Annotated in this window: 18 protein-coding genes; 1 reads left to right on the top strand and 17 read right to left on the bottom strand. The window is 69.5% G+C overall.

Translation table 11 applies throughout. The features are described 5' to 3' along the window. Nucleotides 1-122: 122 nt before the first annotated feature. The 12 genes from ACIBEI_RS23065 to ACIBEI_RS23010 form a co-directional block, all read right to left on the bottom strand. Nucleotides 123-461, bottom strand: a complete 339-nt coding sequence (locus ACIBEI_RS23065; protein ID WP_398891691.1) for a hypothetical protein — start codon at nucleotides 459-461, stop codon at nucleotides 123-125. A gap of 89 nt (nucleotides 462-550) precedes the next feature. Continuing rightward, complete coding sequence (locus ACIBEI_RS23060) at nucleotides 551-1,093, bottom strand: hypothetical protein (RefSeq protein WP_398891689.1); 543 nt, start codon at nucleotides 1,091-1,093, stop codon at nucleotides 551-553. Nucleotides 1,094-1,229: 136 nt separating this feature from the next. After that, nucleotides 1,230-2,000 carry an SAM-dependent methyltransferase gene (locus ACIBEI_RS23055; RefSeq protein WP_398891687.1) on the bottom strand — a complete coding sequence of 257 codons (771 nt, stop codon included), beginning with the start codon at nucleotides 1,998-2,000 and terminating at the stop codon, nucleotides 1,230-1,232. 210 nt (nucleotides 2,001-2,210) lie between these two features. Next, a complete protein-coding gene (locus tag ACIBEI_RS23050; RefSeq protein WP_398891685.1) occupies nucleotides 2,211-2,501 on the bottom strand; it encodes a hypothetical protein in 291 nt (96 codons plus the stop codon). A 163-nt stretch (nucleotides 2,502-2,664) separates the two neighbouring features. After that, entirely contained in the window at nucleotides 2,665-3,333 is a 669-nt protein-coding gene (locus tag ACIBEI_RS23045) for a hypothetical protein (protein ID WP_398891683.1), read from the bottom strand. Nucleotides 3,334-3,606: 273 nt separating this feature from the next. Then, a complete protein-coding gene (locus tag ACIBEI_RS23040) occupies nucleotides 3,607-4,317 on the bottom strand; it encodes a hypothetical protein (protein WP_398891681.1) in 711 nt (236 codons plus the stop codon). 268 nt (nucleotides 4,318-4,585) lie between these two features. Continuing rightward, nucleotides 4,586-5,134, bottom strand: coding sequence for a hypothetical protein (locus ACIBEI_RS23035; protein WP_398891679.1), 549 nt, complete (start codon nucleotides 5,132-5,134; stop codon nucleotides 4,586-4,588). 212 nt (nucleotides 5,135-5,346) lie between these two features. Then, the gene (locus ACIBEI_RS23030; protein WP_398891677.1) at nucleotides 5,347-5,580 is read right to left on the bottom strand and encodes a hypothetical protein; all 234 of its coding nucleotides are present in this window, start codon (nucleotides 5,578-5,580) and stop codon (nucleotides 5,347-5,349) included. A 320-nt stretch (nucleotides 5,581-5,900) separates the two neighbouring features. Beyond that, a complete protein-coding gene (locus ACIBEI_RS23025; protein WP_398891675.1) occupies nucleotides 5,901-6,254 on the bottom strand; it encodes a hypothetical protein in 354 nt (117 codons plus the stop codon). Nucleotides 6,255-6,844: 590 nt separating this feature from the next. Then, nucleotides 6,845-7,060: a hypothetical protein gene (locus tag ACIBEI_RS23020; RefSeq protein ID WP_398891673.1), complete on the bottom strand. Its 216-nt coding sequence runs from the start codon at nucleotides 7,058-7,060 to the stop codon at nucleotides 6,845-6,847. A 51-nt stretch (nucleotides 7,061-7,111) separates the two neighbouring features. After that, on the bottom strand, nucleotides 7,112-8,338 hold the full coding sequence (locus ACIBEI_RS23015; protein WP_398891957.1) for a phosphoadenosine phosphosulfate reductase family protein: 1,227 nt from the start codon (nucleotides 8,336-8,338) through the stop codon (nucleotides 7,112-7,114). Between the two features lie 91 nt (nucleotides 8,339-8,429). After that, on the bottom strand, nucleotides 8,430-9,518 hold the full coding sequence (locus ACIBEI_RS23010; protein ID WP_398891671.1) for a hypothetical protein: 1,089 nt from the start codon (nucleotides 9,516-9,518) through the stop codon (nucleotides 8,430-8,432). A 256-nt stretch (nucleotides 9,519-9,774) separates the two neighbouring features. Here ACIBEI_RS23010 and ACIBEI_RS23005 point away from each other — a divergent pair, with 256 nt between their 5' ends. After that, complete coding sequence (locus tag ACIBEI_RS23005) at nucleotides 9,775-10,293, top strand: hypothetical protein (protein WP_398891669.1); 519 nt, start codon at nucleotides 9,775-9,777, stop codon at nucleotides 10,291-10,293. Nucleotides 10,294-10,439: 146 nt separating this feature from the next. On the opposite strand, the gene ACIBEI_RS23000 is transcribed toward ACIBEI_RS23005, so the two are convergent. The 5 genes from ACIBEI_RS23000 to ACIBEI_RS22980 all read right to left on the bottom strand — a co-directional run bounded on the left by ACIBEI_RS23000 (nucleotide 10,440) and on the right by ACIBEI_RS22980 (nucleotide 15,365). Beyond that, on the bottom strand, nucleotides 10,440-11,387 hold the full coding sequence (locus ACIBEI_RS23000; protein WP_398891667.1) for a hypothetical protein: 948 nt from the start codon (nucleotides 11,385-11,387) through the stop codon (nucleotides 10,440-10,442). 717 nt (nucleotides 11,388-12,104) lie between these two features. Next, complete coding sequence (locus tag ACIBEI_RS22995; protein WP_398891665.1) at nucleotides 12,105-12,428, bottom strand: hypothetical protein; 324 nt, start codon at nucleotides 12,426-12,428, stop codon at nucleotides 12,105-12,107. A 245-nt stretch (nucleotides 12,429-12,673) separates the two neighbouring features. After that, the gene (locus ACIBEI_RS22990) at nucleotides 12,674-13,081 is read right to left on the bottom strand and encodes a hypothetical protein (RefSeq protein ID WP_398891663.1); all 408 of its coding nucleotides are present in this window, start codon (nucleotides 13,079-13,081) and stop codon (nucleotides 12,674-12,676) included. A gap of 147 nt (nucleotides 13,082-13,228) precedes the next feature. Beyond that, nucleotides 13,229-14,101 (bottom strand): tryptophan synthase subunit alpha, encoded by an 873-nt coding sequence (trpA, locus tag ACIBEI_RS22985; protein ID WP_398891661.1) that lies wholly within the window; start codon nucleotides 14,099-14,101, stop codon nucleotides 13,229-13,231. Nucleotides 14,102-14,285: 184 nt separating this feature from the next. Continuing rightward, nucleotides 14,286-15,365, bottom strand: coding sequence for an MFS transporter (locus tag ACIBEI_RS22980; protein WP_398891659.1), 1,080 nt, complete (start codon nucleotides 15,363-15,365; stop codon nucleotides 14,286-14,288). Nucleotides 15,366-15,400 lie beyond the last annotated feature (35 nt).

The raw sequence follows: 15,400 nt of genomic DNA, 5'->3' as shown, positions 1-15,400 counted from the left end.
CGCGCAACTGCCCTGCCTTCCTCCTGGCCCGCGTGGTGGCCTCCGGGAATGCCGAAAAACCCGCCCCCTGACGGAAGGGGGCGGGCCGACGGGCAGCGGCTGGTGGGGTTGAGGCGTCGGGTTCAGACGCGGGAGGGCCGCGCGGTGACACGAAGGCTGTTGTAGCTCATCGTGTAGGGCGTCATGGGGTAGCCCAGCCGTTGCAATGTCTGGTGCGCTCGGAGGCAGATTGCTTCCTCCTCCGCCGTTCCGGAGCGCATGTCGTAGCCGTCGTGGGCGAGGGCCGTGACGATGACCGCTCCTTCGGAATCTGTCAGGAGGGTGACGCCTGACGTGATCACCATGGTTCCGTTCTCGTCGGGGTCGTCCAGGACGTAGGCGAGCGAAATCCCTGCGGCTTGGAGGACGTCGGTGAGTTCCCCCTCGAGTCCAGACGCTGCCTCACGAGCGTGGTCGTGCATGAATGCTTGCCTCCTCACGTGCTTGCTGTGATGTGCCTGGCCTCGGTCGAGCAACTCTAGCCAGGGCGAGCGCCTTCGGGTCAGGGGCTTCAGCGCCGGGCGCGAATGGGTCGGAGCGGGTTCACTCGACGGCGGATGGCGACGGCGGTGACGGCGGTGACCGCCAGGGCCGCCGTGACGCTGAGAGCCAGGACGCAGTGGCGGCGGGCGGGAGGCGTCTGGCGAGCGGGGACACGGACGCTGTCCACCCGGCTGCCGCGGCTGTCGACGGGCGCCTGGTTGGCGGGCCAGATCATGCCGTGCGGGTCGTACGCGCCAGGGCCGTCGTGGAAGGCAACGGCTTCGAAGGCGGTGCCTGCCACCACTGCGGTGCGGCGCTCGGTGTAGTGGAGGCGCGAGCGGTGCGAGCTGGGGAAGCTGTCACTGCTGCGGGCGCAGTTGCCCAGGGCTTCCTCCCAGTGGGCGAGGTCTTCGAGGGCGTGCGTGCCGTGCAGGTGCACGGTGACCGTGCCGGCGCACATCTGCACCGAATCGAGGTGCAGGTGGGGGTGGTCGGCGGTGAACTCGGCGAAGGCGATCGCGGTGGGCTGCACGTTCTGGGTGGTGCGGGTGGGCCTTGCGTGGAAGAGCATGTCGGCTCCTGCAGGGGCGGTTGGGTGGGCCGGACTCGGGTGAGTCCGGCGGGGCAACCGTGCGGATCGGGAAGGCAAGCGGCGCAACCGGCGGGATCCGTGCCCGGGGCCGAGGGCCCGGGCACGGATGCGGGGTTCATTCCTGCGGGCCGTCGACGATCCACAGCTCTGTGTTCAGGGGACGGCCGGAGGGGGACATGACTTCGCCCTCCAGGCGGTACTTGCTGCCGCCGTGCCGGTGCAGCAGTTGCCGCAGGGCCACGGATGCCTTGCGGACTCCGTTCTCCAGGCCGATGGAGACCAGCGCGCCGAGCTGACCTCCGGCGCGCAGGAAGCCGTGGGCGTGCACGATGTGCGCGGCTGCGAGGTCCCGCCGGAAGGGTGGGTACATGATCACTGCGTCGTACCGGGGTTGCTGCGGCAGGGTCAGGAAGTCGGCGGTGATGACATGGCGGGCGAAACCGGCGGCCCTGATGTCCACGGCGCGGTGATGTTCCAGTTCGATGCAGTCCACGGTGCTGCCGCGGTCGGCGGCCTCGGCGGCGAGGTTGCCGTGGCCGGCGGAGGGCTCAAGGACCGTCCAGTCCGGGTGAAGTGCCAGTTCGTCGCACATCTTCTCCGCGACCGCCGGCGGGCACGGCGCTTCGCCGCGAAAGGGACGGGGCGCTGTACACCTGTTGGCGATGATGTCGTCGATCAGCGGCTGGGCCTGCCCGAAGGGGAACAGGTCGGCGAACACGAAGGCTCGTCGCCGGGGGCTGAAGAGTGCCCCTGCGGCGGTGAGGACCTTGGCCGTGCGCGCTCCGACCCCGTGCGGGGCCAGGTCCATGCCCGGGGGCAGGCGCACGGTGGTGCCCTCGCAGGTGGCGCGGGCGAGGACCTCACGCACGTCGTGGGCTACTTGCATCTTGCTTCTCCTTGGTCCGGGGCACCTCGGTCGGGTGAGGAACCGGGGTGGCCTGTGGTTGGCCGGACCATGCAGAGGCAGCGGGCAAGCGGCGCAAGCGCCGTTCACGTGCTGGGAGTTGTGGGCGCGCAGGCGGGCCCCGGTCCGCCCGCGTGGAGGGGCAGGCCGGGGCCGCTGGGGTGAAGGCCGGGCGCAGGGGCGTCGGCCGGGTCAGCCGATGAGGGTCGGCGCTCCGTTAGGGAACAGCGCCCGGTATTCCAGACGCACTTGGTGCTCTTCGGTGATCTGGCTGTCGCTCGGCTTTACGCCGATCGCTGCCGCTGCCTCGCGAGCAACAGCGAATCGGCCTTGTAGTGCGGCCACAGGGGTGTGGGGTGGCCATGTGGCCGAGGGCCATGCGTGCGCCCAGTCCTCGCCGTGCTCGGTAAGGGCTGTGGCGTACGCGTTGAACTCTCGGAACAGCAGCTCCCCCAGGGTGTTGCGCTCAGTCTGGTTCGACATGGTCACTCCCCCGCGTGGGTGTCGGCCCCCGCGGGCGCCAAGGGGCGCAGGGCGGCGGATGAGCTGGCGTTGGACACGTGAGACCTCCAGGGCAGTTCGGCATTCAGGGCTCGGCGGGTGGACCGTGGGGCGCGGGCCGAGCGGGCTGGGCACTGCGGGTGGACTACGCGAGCGGAGTGCGGGACTGGGACAGGAGTCGTCGCACCGTCCGGGCGTCGCTGCGCAGTTGTCCGGCTGCCTGGTGGCAGGCCGCGCGCAGGTACGCCGCGATCAGGTAGGCGGTCAGCCGCTCGGGACGGGTCGGGTCCGGGGAGTGCGGGAGGTACAGGACGTTGGCAGGGGGGACCAGGCCGAGCCGGACGTACGCCTCGATCAGGGACCAGCGGTCGTCACCGTGCCCGTACTGCGCCTCGGTCCGGGCGAGCCCGTTCTCCATGCCGTCGTAGAGACCGCTGAGCAGCACTACGGGCAGGTGAGCGATGGCGTCAGCGGCGCGGTCCAGGGCAGCGTCGTCGTCGGGGTCGAACAGGTCCTCGGGGAGCCCGAAGTACTCGTTCGCGACCGGGTCCTTGCCTCCGTGCGCGGTGTAGGCGGTACGCCAGTCCGTGACCTTCGCGGATCCGGCCTGGACCTCGCAGGGGTCCGTGTGCTCGCCGGAGATACGGACCTGGCCCAGCCAGCCGGGCCGCCGCAGCCGCCGCACCGGCGGGAGTCCTGCTTCCGGGCATCCCTGCCAGGCGGCACGGGCGACGGCACCCGCGCGCCGCAGCAGTTGGCCCATATGGGGAGACGGCCCGGGGAAGGGACGGCGAGCAGCAGTGGACTTCGTCATGGCATTTCACTCCTCAAGTGGCGGGCCCCGGGCACGGATGGTGCCCGGGGTGCTGGGAGCGGGCTTGTTGCGGGCCCGGCTCGACCGGCTGTCGGAACGGTCGCCAACTCGATGCCAAGCTCCGCAACCGAGCGGCCCCAGGCGGCCGGGAACACCGGGGCCCACCCGCGCACCGAGCAAGCTCGTGTGGCGGGTGGGCCGAGCTCCACGTCTTGCGCTCCGGCGTTGCGGAGGGCGGGGTGGGGGCCGCGTGGTCGCGCCGGTACCGGCTTGTCAGCGGGTGGCGACGCGGAACTGGGTGCACTCGCCGGAGGGCTCGTGGGCGGTGTGGTGCCGACCACAGCGGCAGTTGGCGATCGGCTGCTCGCCCAGGGTGTCGCAGTCGGTCAACTGGCATACCGGGCAGCGGCCGTTCGACAGATGCGCGAGGGCCTGCAGTAGGGGCATGGCGTCCTTCTCGTAGGGGCGGATGGCATCGTCGAGGAACGAAGAGTCCTCCGGCTGCTCGTCGGCCTCCAGGCCTTCATCCTTCATGAGCTGGGCGCGCTCGTTCTCCCAGGAGGTGATGGACGCGGCCGCTTCGGCCATCAGCCGCTGGACGGCAAGGTCGGTTCGGGCCAGGCGTTCACCGGTCTCGCGGATGGCGGCCAGGCTCCAGACGATCACGTCTCCCCACGTGGCCTGCTCCGTGGGAGGGCGGAAGAACTCGACGTCCTCGGACAGCGAGGCACGGCGTGAGCCGTCGGGGAGGTCGTAGGTGATCAGCGCGTAGCGGACGTCTTCCGCGTCGGGCCAGACCAGAATCGGCTCGGCCCACGTGACCTGCGCGCTCCGCGCGGCTGCCAGGAGCTGCTCCAAGTCGTCCCAGGTGAGGGCGGGTGCGGTGTCGAAGAGCTCGTGCCACTGCTCGGGGGATGGGTCGGGGTGCGGGTGGGGTGAGTTGTAGGCGGCGAGGGTGTGCAGCACCCAGAGGGCGTACGCCATGGCGGTCTCCGCTCGGTCCGGTGGGCCGCGCTGAGTGCGCGGCGGGTGCGGGCGAGCGTGGAGGCGTGAGCATCTAGGCGGGCAACATCGCCCCCCGGGGCCCTTGTACGGTCCGCTGGATGGGACGCGGGGTCGGCGTCACTGGGACTTGCTCAACCGGCTGGCGATTGGGTGCTGCGTGGAGGCATGCGAACGGCCCGCCTGCTGATGCAGGCGGGCCGCGGGATCGCTCGGGTCGAGCTGGGTCGTTCGGCTAGCCCGGGAGGTGTTATGCGTGCTGTTCCGTCATCTCCAACTCCCACTGGTGGAGGAAGTCCGGGTCGGAGGGCGCCGCGTGGGCAACGGGACGTCCGTCGGTGAACAACTGGTTTCGGGTGATCAGGTGGGGTGTTGCCCTGGTGGCGTCGCTGGACAGGTGCGGGCAGGACTCCAGTGCCATGTCTTTGCAGGTCTCGTGGAGGGCGGCCTGGAGCACCTGCCCTTCCGGGGTGGCCATCACCCAGGCCTCCTCATCCAGCGCGAATCCGCATCCTTGGCACAGCCAGTGGTTCTGTGCGTCAGCGAGACGTCGGGCATCTAGTGCTCTCCACCAGACCTCGTCTGCGGCCCGAGGAGCGACCCAGGGGACGGGGAGACCCCGATGTAGGGGGCGCGGCAGCCCGGCCGGGTTCGGTGCGGCCAGGCCGCTGGTCTCAAGGGCGCGCCAGACGGGCGTCTCCATTCCGAGAGCAGCGCACCAGTCGGTCGCGCAGTAGAACCGGCTGCTGGTCTGGTCGAGTTCGAGGGCCTTCTTGCACTCGGGGCACGGCACGCTCATGTGGACATCCTCTCCAAAGCAAGCCGCTGCTGTGTGCGGCCCCGGTCACGGCGCCGGCGAGTCGGCCGGGTCTGGCGGGACCGTAGTCAGGGCGGAGGCAAGGGGGACAAGCCATCCCGGCTGTGGGCGCGGGTCGAGTTGGTAGGCGGCCTCGGCCCGCGCACAGCGGGCCGGGGCCGGGATGGGATGGGGGGGGTGGGGTGGGGTGGGGATCAACGTGGGGAGGTGTTCCCGCTCTTCTGGCTCTCCAGGAGTTTGTGGAGCTGGTCAAGCGTGGGGGCGTTGTCGAAGGATTCGTCGACGGTGAGGAGTTCGCTGGTCGCCCTATCCACGACGTCGTAGCTGAGGCCGGGAGCGTCTCGCCAGGTGAGGCGGTGCACCTCCAGGGTGTGGCCGTCCACCGTGTGGGTGTCGACGAGCTGCTCCGCGATCACTTTGTCTCCCATGTCCAGTTCTCCGTTGCAGGTTGGGGTTGTTGGTGATGTGGCCCGGTGGCGCTCGGTCGTGGCTTGTTGCGGCGCGGCGGGCCGCTGCACCGTGATGTCGGTGACGGCAAGCGGGGCCATCTGCGAGCAGGGAGCTGGTTGATGACGAGCGCCGACTTCCCGAGGCCGGGCATGGCAGCGCCCCGGCCGCCAGGGGTTCTGGCGACCGGGGCACTGAGCGCTGCGTCAGCTCTTCCAGATGCTGACGATGGCCTCGACGAGTCCTTCGAAGAGGTCAGCGATCCAGGATCGATCGCGGCGGCGCTTTCGTGAGCGTCGGGTCACTTGGTGCACCTCGGGTCGTTCGCCACCACGGCGAGCGATCCGTACTTGTTGTCCCCGTGGTAGACGACGTAGACCCTGTTGGGCCCATCGCACTTCGAGCCCACATTCGAGAAGCCGTCGGCCATCCTGATGAGGTCCATCGGCACGCCGTTGTCCTTGCCGGAGCGCGGTGCGTCCTTGAAGGGCTCCGTGTACTTGGCGCCGCACCCGGCCAGGGTGAGGGCGACGGTGGCTGCGATGGCACCGCCGATGGCGAGGCGGCGGTTGCGCCGTGAGCGGGGAGTGGGGTGAAGGGTGGTGGCGCTGGGCTCGGTGGTGGTGGTCTTGCGGGCAGCGGGCATCGCTGTCATCGCTGTACTCCTGTGTCGATGAAGTGGTTGGTGGTTGGTGCTTCCTGCTGGCCGTCAATCGGCAGCCAGCCGCCCTGAGTTGGGCGAGTGAGCTGACCTTGGCCGGTCGAGGGGTTAGCGCCGCAACCCGCACCTGACCTGGGTTTTGGTGGAGTGCCGTACATCGGTCGCGTGACCGTGCCCTGTTGGCGTCGGGGCCGGGTGGATCGGTCCGGTCACAGGCCATCTGGGCGGGCTCCTGCGGTAGTTGGCCGTTGGCGGCGTGGTGTGGGTGAGAGCAGGGCGAGCTTGCTGGGTCTGCGGGCTCGTCTCCGCTGGGGTTGGCGTTCTGTCCCGCACCCTGGATTCGCGATCGGGGTAGCTGTTCCGCCTCCCGGGATTCGCTGTCACGTACGCCGCGCCATTGGCGTCGGGCGACGCCCAGGGTTCTGGGCACAGCGACTGAAGCGACTGGTACGCGGAGGTGATCTGGCCCTGAGAAGCGATGACGGGTGATCCGCACCCTCAGACAGGCGCCCCCTGGTGGTGCACCCGTTTCGGATGCACCACCAGGGGGCGCGGGAGCCTGCAGGGCCGGCCGGGTTCTGCCTCTAGTCGCGGTGGGTTTCGCGTCGGGCCTCTTCCAGGTGCAGGTGGTAGCGGCCCAGCTGAGCGGGCTTGGTGTCCGGCTTGAGTTCGAGGAGACCGCCGCAGGTGCACGCGAGGGCGCTTTCCGGTCCCTCGGGCGGCTCCAGGATGGGGCTGTGGCCGGGGTGGAAGTCGGTCTCCTGCGGCGCGGTCGGGGTTACGGTCAGGGTGCTGGTCATCGGTGAGCTCATTTCGTGAGTTGGCGGTGGGTGGAGAATGGGCGGACGGCGCTAGTAAGTGAGGGTTGCGAGGTACTGGTCGGCCGCGGCCGCCCCGAGGTGACGGCGTAGGGCGTCGCCGCGGCGCCAGGTGATGGGCCCGTCGAGTGCGTCGAGCATGCGGGCTGCGGCGATGATGCCGTTCAGGGTGAAGTCCTGCTTGAAGCTGTGGCCGATCCGTCGTTCCAGCAGGGCGAAGGTCTCCGGGTGCGGGAGCTCGAGGGCGAAGCAGACGCGGGTGGCGAGGATGAGCCAGTCCGGCCCGGCGAGGACGCAGTAGACGCAGGAAAGGCGCTCCAGTCCGGTGTCGTAGATGGGGTGGTACTCCAGGCCGTTGCTCGCGATCTCCTGCCAGACCTCCTGTTCGGACAGCCCGTGGATGATGTTCCAGGTCAGCACGAGCCGGTTGGCACTCGTCGTACGGGTGTCGAGGGCCAGGCGTGCTTTGAGAGCGCGCGAGGCGGATTCGGCCCCGCGGACCCCCATGACGTTGAGCACGATGGCCTGGCGGTCGAGGCCGAGCTCCCCCACCCAGGTGGTGATGACGGGACCGGTGGGGTCCCGCTTCAACGCGGAGGTGCAGAGCCGGCGCTTGGCGTCGGGCCACATCTGGCGGTTCTCGACCATGCCCAGGAAGCCGCCGTCGGGGGTCACGAGGAGGAACGGGATCCCGTAGCGCTCGGCTTGACGCCGGGCCAGTTCCGGAACCCCCGGCCACTCGGAGCCGAGATCGCAGTGCATGACGCGCACCTTGTGCAGGCAGCCCGCGGCCTTGGCCGCCGCCACCGTACGGTGCATGGCCACGATCGAATCCTTGCCGGCCGACGTCTGAATGATGATCAAGTCGGCGGCACGGATCAGGTCGACGGGATGGTCGGCCAGGCGGTCCAGGAGCACGGTGGTGGCACGTCGCCGGATGCGTTCGGTCGGGTACCGGTTGAGCGCCGGACGGTGCGCCTGAGCCGTGGCCGAGGCCCGTTGCAGCCGGGCTTCGGCCTTGCGGACCTTCTGCTCGGCCTCCTGGTGCTCCTGGACGGCGGCGCGGAGCGCGGAGTACGCCGGGGAAGCTCGGTCGGCTCCGCCCATCGCGTGAATGTGGCTGTTCCAGTGGTTGAGCTGGGCCTGAGCGGCACCGTGCTCCTCGTATGCCTCTCGGACGCTGTGCTGGGCCGTGCGGTAGACGCTGGCCGCCTTGCCGGCGCAGCGGATCAGCTCGATGGTGCGCAGTGCGTTGTCCATGTTCACGTCGGTCTCCTCGGTGGGGAATGCGGTTGGTGGGCCGGTGGCCGGGCCTGATCGGCCCGGCCGTGGAAGGGCGTTGCCGGGGTTGCTACGGGCGGGCCCCGGGAAGCTGGACCCCGGGCATGTCGAACACCACGACGGCGGCGTCCGGATCACGATCGGCACGGGTGGCCGCGAAGTGCGCGCGGACGGTGGCGGCGGCCTCCCCCGGGCCCGTGGCGGTCACCTCGTAGGAGGACAAGGCCGCGTCGTAGAGGACGTTGAAGAGGGCGTCCTTGACTTGCGGGGCCTCGATGGGCGAGGGAGTGGGAAGGACGTCGATGACCTTCACTCGCCATCCGTGGTCGGCGGCGACGACGGTCCAGGAGTCGGCTTCGCGTTCGTACTTCCACCGGATGGTCTGTACGAGCTCGTTCACCGGGGTGGCGTCACGGTCGGTGTACTCAGTCCAGGGCCAGTGGAAGGCCCCGGGTCGGTAGCGACCGTCCTGGTCCGGGAGGACCTCGGCGCGGCCGCGCGGCGTCACGATCACCACGGCGTCGCCCTCGAAGTGGGCCGGTGCGTCCCAGCGGCCAGCGCGGTGCGCGGTCTGCGTGTCGTCGCAGATCTGCCGCATCACGGCGCGGGTGAAGCGCGGGGCGCAGTATCCGTCCCAGTGCTCCGGCCGGGTCTGGCAGCGGTAGGGACCCGCAATGCCCTCGAGGCTCACCTCGTTGCGGATCCACTGGGTGGCAGAGCCGTCGAACCAGTCCCGGATGGCGCGCGCGCAGCTGGCGCTGTCGTGCGCGATGTCGGCGAGGGTGGCGTTGTTCAGGGAGAACTCGCGGTTGTACAGCTCGTTGTCGGCGTAGCCGTCGAATTCCGGGCCGTACCACATGGCGAGCCATCCGCTGTGGTGCGCGATGGGGTGGTCCACCGACGCGTCGTCCGTGATGACGATGTGCAGCTGGTGTTCGGTGATCTCGCTGTCGGGGCCGAAGGAGATGTACCGGGCGGTGCAGCCGCCGCCGGTGTACCAGAACTCGGAGGGGATTGCGTAGGCGTCGAGGGCGGCCTTGAGTGCCAGGTCGGCCCTGATCTCCCGAGCCGTGCCGGTCTGCGCGGCGAGTGCGTGCGTGACGGCTTCGCGGGCCTTGAGGAAACGGGGGTCCGCCAGCACGATTTCTGTCGAGGGCATGCCAATTCCTTGGGAGGGGGTGGGTTTGCGATGGGTGGCGGTGCGTCCGGCCACCTGAGGCGTGACCTCGCTGAGAAGGAGCGGGTCGCCGACGATGACGAAGGTAGGAGGCGGCGGGGTTAGCCCGGCAACCGCGACGGAGCACTGCAGGGATTGGGCGGTTTCACGCCGCGACAGTGCGCCACGTGGGCCGCATCACAGCAGGTCAGAGTGGCAGGCGATGGATTCGGCTGGATTCCATCGGCATGATCGGGGGATGTTCGCCAAGTTCCGCAGCCGTCGTCAGCGCCGTGTCCCCGATCTTGAACCGGGGTCGGTCGCGCCGGCACCGGCGCCGACGCCGCCCGCTCTGGGCGACGCCGAGGTCCTCGGCCGTGTAGAGCGCCTTCGGGCGGCGCTCCGGGCTGCCGGGTTCTCCCTCGACCAGGCGGCGGGACCTGAGCCGGTCTTCTTCGGCGAACTGCGCGCTGGTCGCACCGTCGAGCTGGGCACCGTTGAGCTGGAAGCGATCACGAGCCACCTGGGAGGAGTCCCGGCTTCGTACGTGCTCGCCGATGAGCCCCATGCTGAGGTACTGCGCCGGATAGAGGCGGAGGGCATTCGGATGGATCTTCGCAGGGACGGCTTCAAGATTCAGTCGTGCCGGGGCAGCCTGCCGGACGACCCTGAGGCCATGCGCAGACTGGCCTCTCACATTCGTCAGCAGATGGACATCGCGGTTGCCTCCGCCAAGGCCGGCGAGACGCCTCCGACGCAGGGGCCGACCTCCACTTGAGGCGGCGCCCGGGACCGGGGCTTGTGCGGAAGTCCGTTTCAGCAGCTCAACCGGCGCAGCGGTTATGCCTCCGAAACGTCCTTGATCCCCTGCAGGAACGCCTGGTCGAGTGAGCCCTGTACCGTACCGTCCGGGCGGGGTTCTCTTCAGGCAATGCCTTCAGTCTTGAGGCCGCGCAGTGCGGCAGCTGCCGCAGCTCCGGCGGGATGGCCCCAAGCCGCAGCTTCTGTGGCTTCCTTCAAGGCCGCCTCCGCTATGTCGCCTCGTCCATGAAGATGAGCGGCGATGCCGATGGCGAACTGATCGCCGGCTTCTGGCAGCAGTTCCAGTACCGCTTTCCACCTTCGGCTGTGGAGCGGGCGGGGCTTGTGCCCGTGGTCGCCGTCGTCGGCTCCGGCCGCGTAACCGAGCACACGCCAATCCGGCGACCGGCCGCCTTCCGCGCGAAAGACCAACCCGGTCGAGGCGTCTTGGGGGACGGCGCTGGCCCAGTCGAGCGCGCGCCGGAACAGGGGACGGCACTGCTCGTACTCATAGTCGCCGCGTGCACACCAGAGGCTGTACAACTCGTCCTCGCCGAGGGGGCGGTGGATGCCGCAGCGTCGCGCGTCGACGGCGGCCTGCACGAGGAGGTGTCCTTCAGGATTGTCGCGGGCCCCCCGGTGATATCGCTTGATCAGGTTCTCGCCACCGACAAAGGACTCAGCGATTCCCTTGCTGACGGGGTAGCCCATCTTGCGGATCACGGCTCGTTCACGTTGGGTCATGCTGAACGGCACTGAGACCCGCTCCGCGTATTCCAGAAGGACCGTCCGTGCCGGAGCGGTGACTGCTGAGCTGTCCTTCAGGAGGCGCTCACGCCAGGCCGTGTCCGTGCTGGCCAGCATCAAGGCATGCGGTAGGACCTTGTCCAGCACTCCACTGCCAAGGAGTACGAGGTCTGCTGGTGAGAGGCCGTCGAGCCACAGGACGAACCGCTCGCCACCGCTGAACTGGGTCACGAAGTCTGGCCGCGCGCTGAACTCGGCGAGTTCGAGAGCAGTGAACGGTGCAAGGTGCGCCGACGGAAGGCACCGTTGCACCGCCTCGTACATCGACCTCGTCACACCTGACAGCGGCGGGCCGTCCAGGAGAACCATGGGGTTCGTCGGGGCTGCGGCCGATTCGAGGAGTCGGGCGACTCTCTCGATCGGGTCTCCTGGACCTTCTGGCCGAGGTCGCTGGTTCACGGCAGATCCTCAAGTCGAATGGGCACGTGCGCACACCATGGTGGCACTGCGCGCATGGGATTGATGGTTCCGTACACGATTTCGATCAAGCCCCCCGGGACCCTGCGGCGCGTCTGTCACTCCTGCGCAGGATGCCTGATCGATCCGCGATGTCGGGGGGCGGGACGGGTCCTGGTCCTGCTCGGGCCGAGGGCCCCAGGTCCGCAAGGTCCGTGACGGGGCACTCGGCGGGCGAGAGGGACAGGTGAGCAGGCTGTTGGAGCCCGTACGTGGACTCGGCCGGGACGTGGCCGGCGCGGAAGGGGCAGCCAAGCCGGGGCGCGCGGTGGTCACCGCGGCCAACCAGTCCTGTCCAACTACATGCCCGAGGTCAGCGTGGTGCCGATGTTTGCGGTCCTGCGTACTCGACTGTGGCCGGAGGGGTACCTGGCAGTGTGCTTCTGGCACCGGGATCTCCTCGTGGAAGGCGACGCGGGTCGGCAGAGCGGGGCGCCTGCCTCACACAGGACATTGCCACAGGGGGCCGACTCGACTTCGCGCCAGGGAGTGGACCGCACGTGCCGGGATCCAAGTGCTCGCTGCTCATGGGCAGGTCAGTGTTCCCGGTGGCACGCAGGGACTCGTCCATGCCTCGGGAAGCCAGGCCGTAGCGCCTTCCGCCAGGCCGGACGCGGAGCGGTAGCGCAGCCTCAGCTGAACCCAGCCGTCGGCCTCGCGAAGTTTGATCCCGCGGTCGAGGTAGAAGAGTTGCCCGATCGGCGCGAAGTCTGGGCCGGGTCCGGAGTGTGCGAAGACCGCGTCGCGGTTCACGTACCGCGCGAGGTAGCTGACTGCCGTTGCTGCGGCCGTGGGCGTTTCGGTGGGCGCGGGGTCGGCAGTGCGATGGCCGAGGGCGAAGAGCTTCACGTCGGACCTTCCCTGGAGGACAGGACGGCTCTTTCGCCGACCGTGATCGTGTGCAGAACAGCGTCGCGGCGACTCATTGGTCAGACAACCGTCCGGTCCTGCTCGAGGGAGCCGGAGGCCTGCGCTCCCGGGATGTGGCTCCGCTGTCGCGGCGCACGTCCCTCGGGCTGGGACCAGAACATGCCTGGAGGCCGGGTCCCAACAGGGCGACCATGCGGCGGAGCTGCTCGAGCCGGGCCTTGGTGTCATCGAAGGCGCGGGGCAGGGCGTTGGTCCCCTCGTCGAGGAGCGCCCGCGGGTCCGTCGTGGACCTTCGCGTCGGAGAGGTCCGTGTTCGCCCGGGCGGCGCCCGAGCGCGTCGTGTCCTCGGACAGGTAGTCGATGATCCGGTCTAGGCCGCTCAGCCGTCTGCGTGTGCCTCGCGTGGCCCGTTCCAGAAGGCCGACGGTGATGCCTCCCCCGGTGACGGTGGCCGCCAGGGTGGTGGCCAGGCGGACGTGCATGTTGTGGCGCGAGGACATGCGTCGGTAGGCGGCGGTTCCGCTTGCGGCAGCCGCGGCGAGCGTGGAGGCGATGATGGCGGATCCGATGAGCACGAGGTTCGCCTCTCGGGCCCGGCGTTGGGCGGGGGTGCCTTGGTCGTCGAAGAGCATGGACAGAATCTCCTCCAGTAGGTCGGTGGGGTATCCCGTACGGGGCCGTGGAACGTTCAGGCGGGTGGCCGGGAGCTTCCGGCGGCGCTCTGGGGCACTTGTGAGGGGATGTGCTCCCGAGGAGCGCCGTGGTCGGGGATCGTGATGTCATGCGGCGGCCCGTGGGGTGCCCGGGCGGCGGAGTCCGGCGGTGAGGGCGCGTGCGAAGTCGGCCGCGGCCTCGGGTTGCTGCCGAGGCCCTTGTGCCGCGTCGATGGCGCGGAGGAGCGCGGATCCCACGATGGTGACGTCGGCGATGCGGCTGGCCTCCTGGGCTTGCGCGGGGTTGGAGATGCCGATGCCGACTCCGATCGGGAGGTCGGTGGCGGCCCGCAGGCGCTGCACGAAGGCGGGCAACGCGTTGTGGAGGGGGCCTGTGGAGCCGGTGACTCCGGCGACGGCGGGAGCGTAGAGCATGCCGCCGGCGGCGCTGCAGATGCGGGTGAGGCGAGCGTCACTCGTTGAGGGGGCGACGACGAATATGGTGTGCATACCTGCCTGTTGGGCAGCGGTGAGCCAGCCGTCGGCTTCTTCGATCGGCAGGTCGGGCAGGATCACCCCGGCGGCGCCTGCTTGCGCCAAGTCATGGGCGGCGCGATCGAGGCCGTACTTGTACAGCGGGGGAAAGTACGCCATCACCAGAACGCTTGCGGGTGAGGTGGCCAGAGACCGGATGCTCTCCAGGAGGTGCTGGACGCGGAATCCAGCGGCGAGGGACTGGGCTCCGGCCTGCTGGATTACCGGGCCGTCGAGCATGGGCTCGGTGTACGGCCAGCCGAGCTCGATGACATCGGTGACTTCGGCGAGGCTGTGCAGGATCCGCAGGCTCTGGGCCTGGTTGGGGTAGCCTGCGGGCAAGTAGGTGGCGAGGGCGGCCCGGTTGTCGGCACGGGTACGCGCGAGCACCTGGTCGAATCGGGCGGGCGCGCCGGCGGCGGGTCCTGCCGGTGGGGGGCTCGTGGTGCGCCATGTCGCGTTCATGGGGTGAGGCAACCAGGCTGCGTGGCGTCGGCGGGGTGCTCGCGGCTTCGCGTTTCACCGCGCGGCTCCGGGGTCGGGGGAGCTGTTCCGCCGGGCGGTACAGCTCCCTCCGTGCGGGTCTGGTGGTCGGTCCTTCGGGGAGGCGTGACGCGGGACCTCTGAGTGATCGGATCGAGCTGATCGTTCACCTGGACGCCAGTGCTCGGGAGGAGAGAAGAGCGACGGTCGCCGCCATGCCGACGAGCACGGTCAGTGCCACGGGCAGGCTGGTGAACGCTGCGAGCGCTCCGATGGCCGCCGGTCCGGCAAGCAGGCCAAGGTAGCCGACCGCAGTGACAGTTCCGACGGCGCGCGGTCCGCCTCGTCCAGCGGCTGTGATCAAAGAGGGCATAGCCGTGGACAAGCCCGCACCGAGTGCCAGCCAGCCGAGCAGAGCCGCGGGGGCCGTGCCTACGGCGAGCGCGCAGCCGAGGCCGGCTGCGGCCAGTGCGCCGCCGGCGCGCACTACCGCTGGTGCTCCGTAGCGCGTGGTCAGCCGGTCGCCCAGGAGACGGCCTGCGGCCATGGCCGCGCTGTAGAGCGCGTAGGCGGTCGCCGCGGTTGTTTCGGAGGTGCCCAGGAAATGCAGGTGTACTGCTGACCAGTCAGCAGCGGCGCCTTCAGCCCACAGACACGCAGCGGCGAGGGCACAGAGCAGCCACACGGTGGTGCGAGACATAGACGGGGTACTGACCTCGTCCGTGGCTGCTGGGGTGCTCTCGGGTGCGCCGTCGAGCGATGTCGCTGCTCGAACGCTCGGCACTGCAGTGAGGGCAGCGAGGACGGTGAAGGCGCCAACGAGTGCGAAGAGCAGGTTGTGGGGCATCCATGTGGTCAAGGCCGCGAGCACGGCGCCGCACAGTGCTCCGACTGAGTAGCTGGAGTGTAAGCCCGCCATGATCGACCGCTGGTAGGCGAGTTCGCAGGCGACGGCCGAGGCGTTGGCACCGACATCCAGCAGACCGTGGACCAAGCCGAAGAGCACCGCTGCCAAGATCAGAGTCGGTAGCGTGCGGCACTGTCCGAGCAGTGCCAGGGCGATGCCGAATGCGAGCATGGGGGCGACCAGCAGGCCTGAGGAACCGTGCCGATGGGCCCACCGTCCCCCAGCCTGGACTCCGACGACCATGCCGGCCGCAGCCCCGAGCAGGACGAGTGCCAACCGGCCCGGCCCAAGGTGCGCTGCAGCCTGAACCGCGGGCATCCTTGCTCCCCAGACCGCCATGGCCATGCCGGGTACAGCGAAAAACCTGATCAGCA

Origin of the sequence: Streptomyces sp. NPDC050988 (assembly GCF_044456225.1) — a bacterium.
GTDB lineage: Bacteria > Actinomycetota > Actinomycetes > Streptomycetales > Streptomycetaceae > Streptomyces.
The sequence above is the reverse complement of the archived record's forward strand: the minus strand, read 5'-3'. Positions and strand labels throughout refer to the sequence as shown.

Bases quoted from the DNA above. Each gene is read 5' to 3' on its own strand.
- ACIBEI_RS23065 (WP_398891691.1), bottom strand. From the start codon at position 461: ATGCACGACCACGCTCGTGAGGCAGCGTCTGGACTCGAGGGGGAACTC.
- ACIBEI_RS23060 (WP_398891689.1), bottom strand. From the start codon at position 1,093: ATGCTCTTCCACGCAAGGCCCACCCGCACCACCCAGAACGTGCAGCCC.
- ACIBEI_RS23055 (WP_398891687.1), bottom strand. From the start codon at position 2,000: ATGCAAGTAGCCCACGACGTGCGTGAGGTCCTCGCCCGCGCCACCTGC.
- ACIBEI_RS23050 (WP_398891685.1), bottom strand. From the start codon at position 2,501: ATGTCGAACCAGACTGAGCGCAACACCCTGGGGGAGCTGCTGTTCCGA.
- ACIBEI_RS23045 (WP_398891683.1), bottom strand. From the start codon at position 3,333: ATGACGAAGTCCACTGCTGCTCGCCGTCCCTTCCCCGGGCCGTCTCCC.
- ACIBEI_RS23040 (WP_398891681.1), bottom strand. From the start codon at position 4,317: ATGGCGTACGCCCTCTGGGTGCTGCACACCCTCGCCGCCTACAACTCA.
- ACIBEI_RS23035 (WP_398891679.1), bottom strand. From the start codon at position 5,134: ATGAGCGTGCCGTGCCCCGAGTGCAAGAAGGCCCTCGAACTCGACCAG.
- ACIBEI_RS23030 (WP_398891677.1), bottom strand. From the start codon at position 5,580: ATGGGAGACAAAGTGATCGCGGAGCAGCTCGTCGACACCCACACGGTG.
- ACIBEI_RS23025 (WP_398891675.1), bottom strand. From the start codon at position 6,254: ATGACAGCGATGCCCGCTGCCCGCAAGACCACCACCACCGAGCCCAGC.
- ACIBEI_RS23020 (WP_398891673.1), bottom strand. From the start codon at position 7,060: ATGACCAGCACCCTGACCGTAACCCCGACCGCGCCGCAGGAGACCGAC.
- ACIBEI_RS23015 (WP_398891957.1), bottom strand. From the start codon at position 8,338: ATGGACAACGCACTGCGCACCATCGAGCTGATCCGCTGCGCCGGCAAG.
- ACIBEI_RS23010 (WP_398891671.1), bottom strand. From the start codon at position 9,518: ATGCCCTCGACAGAAATCGTGCTGGCGGACCCCCGTTTCCTCAAGGCC.
- ACIBEI_RS23005 (WP_398891669.1), top strand. From the start codon at position 9,775: ATGTTCGCCAAGTTCCGCAGCCGTCGTCAGCGCCGTGTCCCCGATCTT.
- ACIBEI_RS23000 (WP_398891667.1), bottom strand. From the start codon at position 11,387: ATGTACGAGGCGGTGCAACGGTGCCTTCCGTCGGCGCACCTTGCACCG.
- ACIBEI_RS22990 (WP_398891663.1), bottom strand. From the start codon at position 13,081: ATGCTCTTCGACGACCAAGGCACCCCCGCCCAACGCCGGGCCCGAGAG.
- trpA (WP_398891661.1), bottom strand. From the start codon at position 14,101: ATGAACGCGACATGGCGCACCACGAGCCCCCCACCGGCAGGACCCGCC.
- ACIBEI_RS22980 (WP_398891659.1), bottom strand. From the start codon at position 15,365: ATGGCGGTCTGGGGAGCAAGGATGCCCGCGGTTCAGGCTGCAGCGCAC.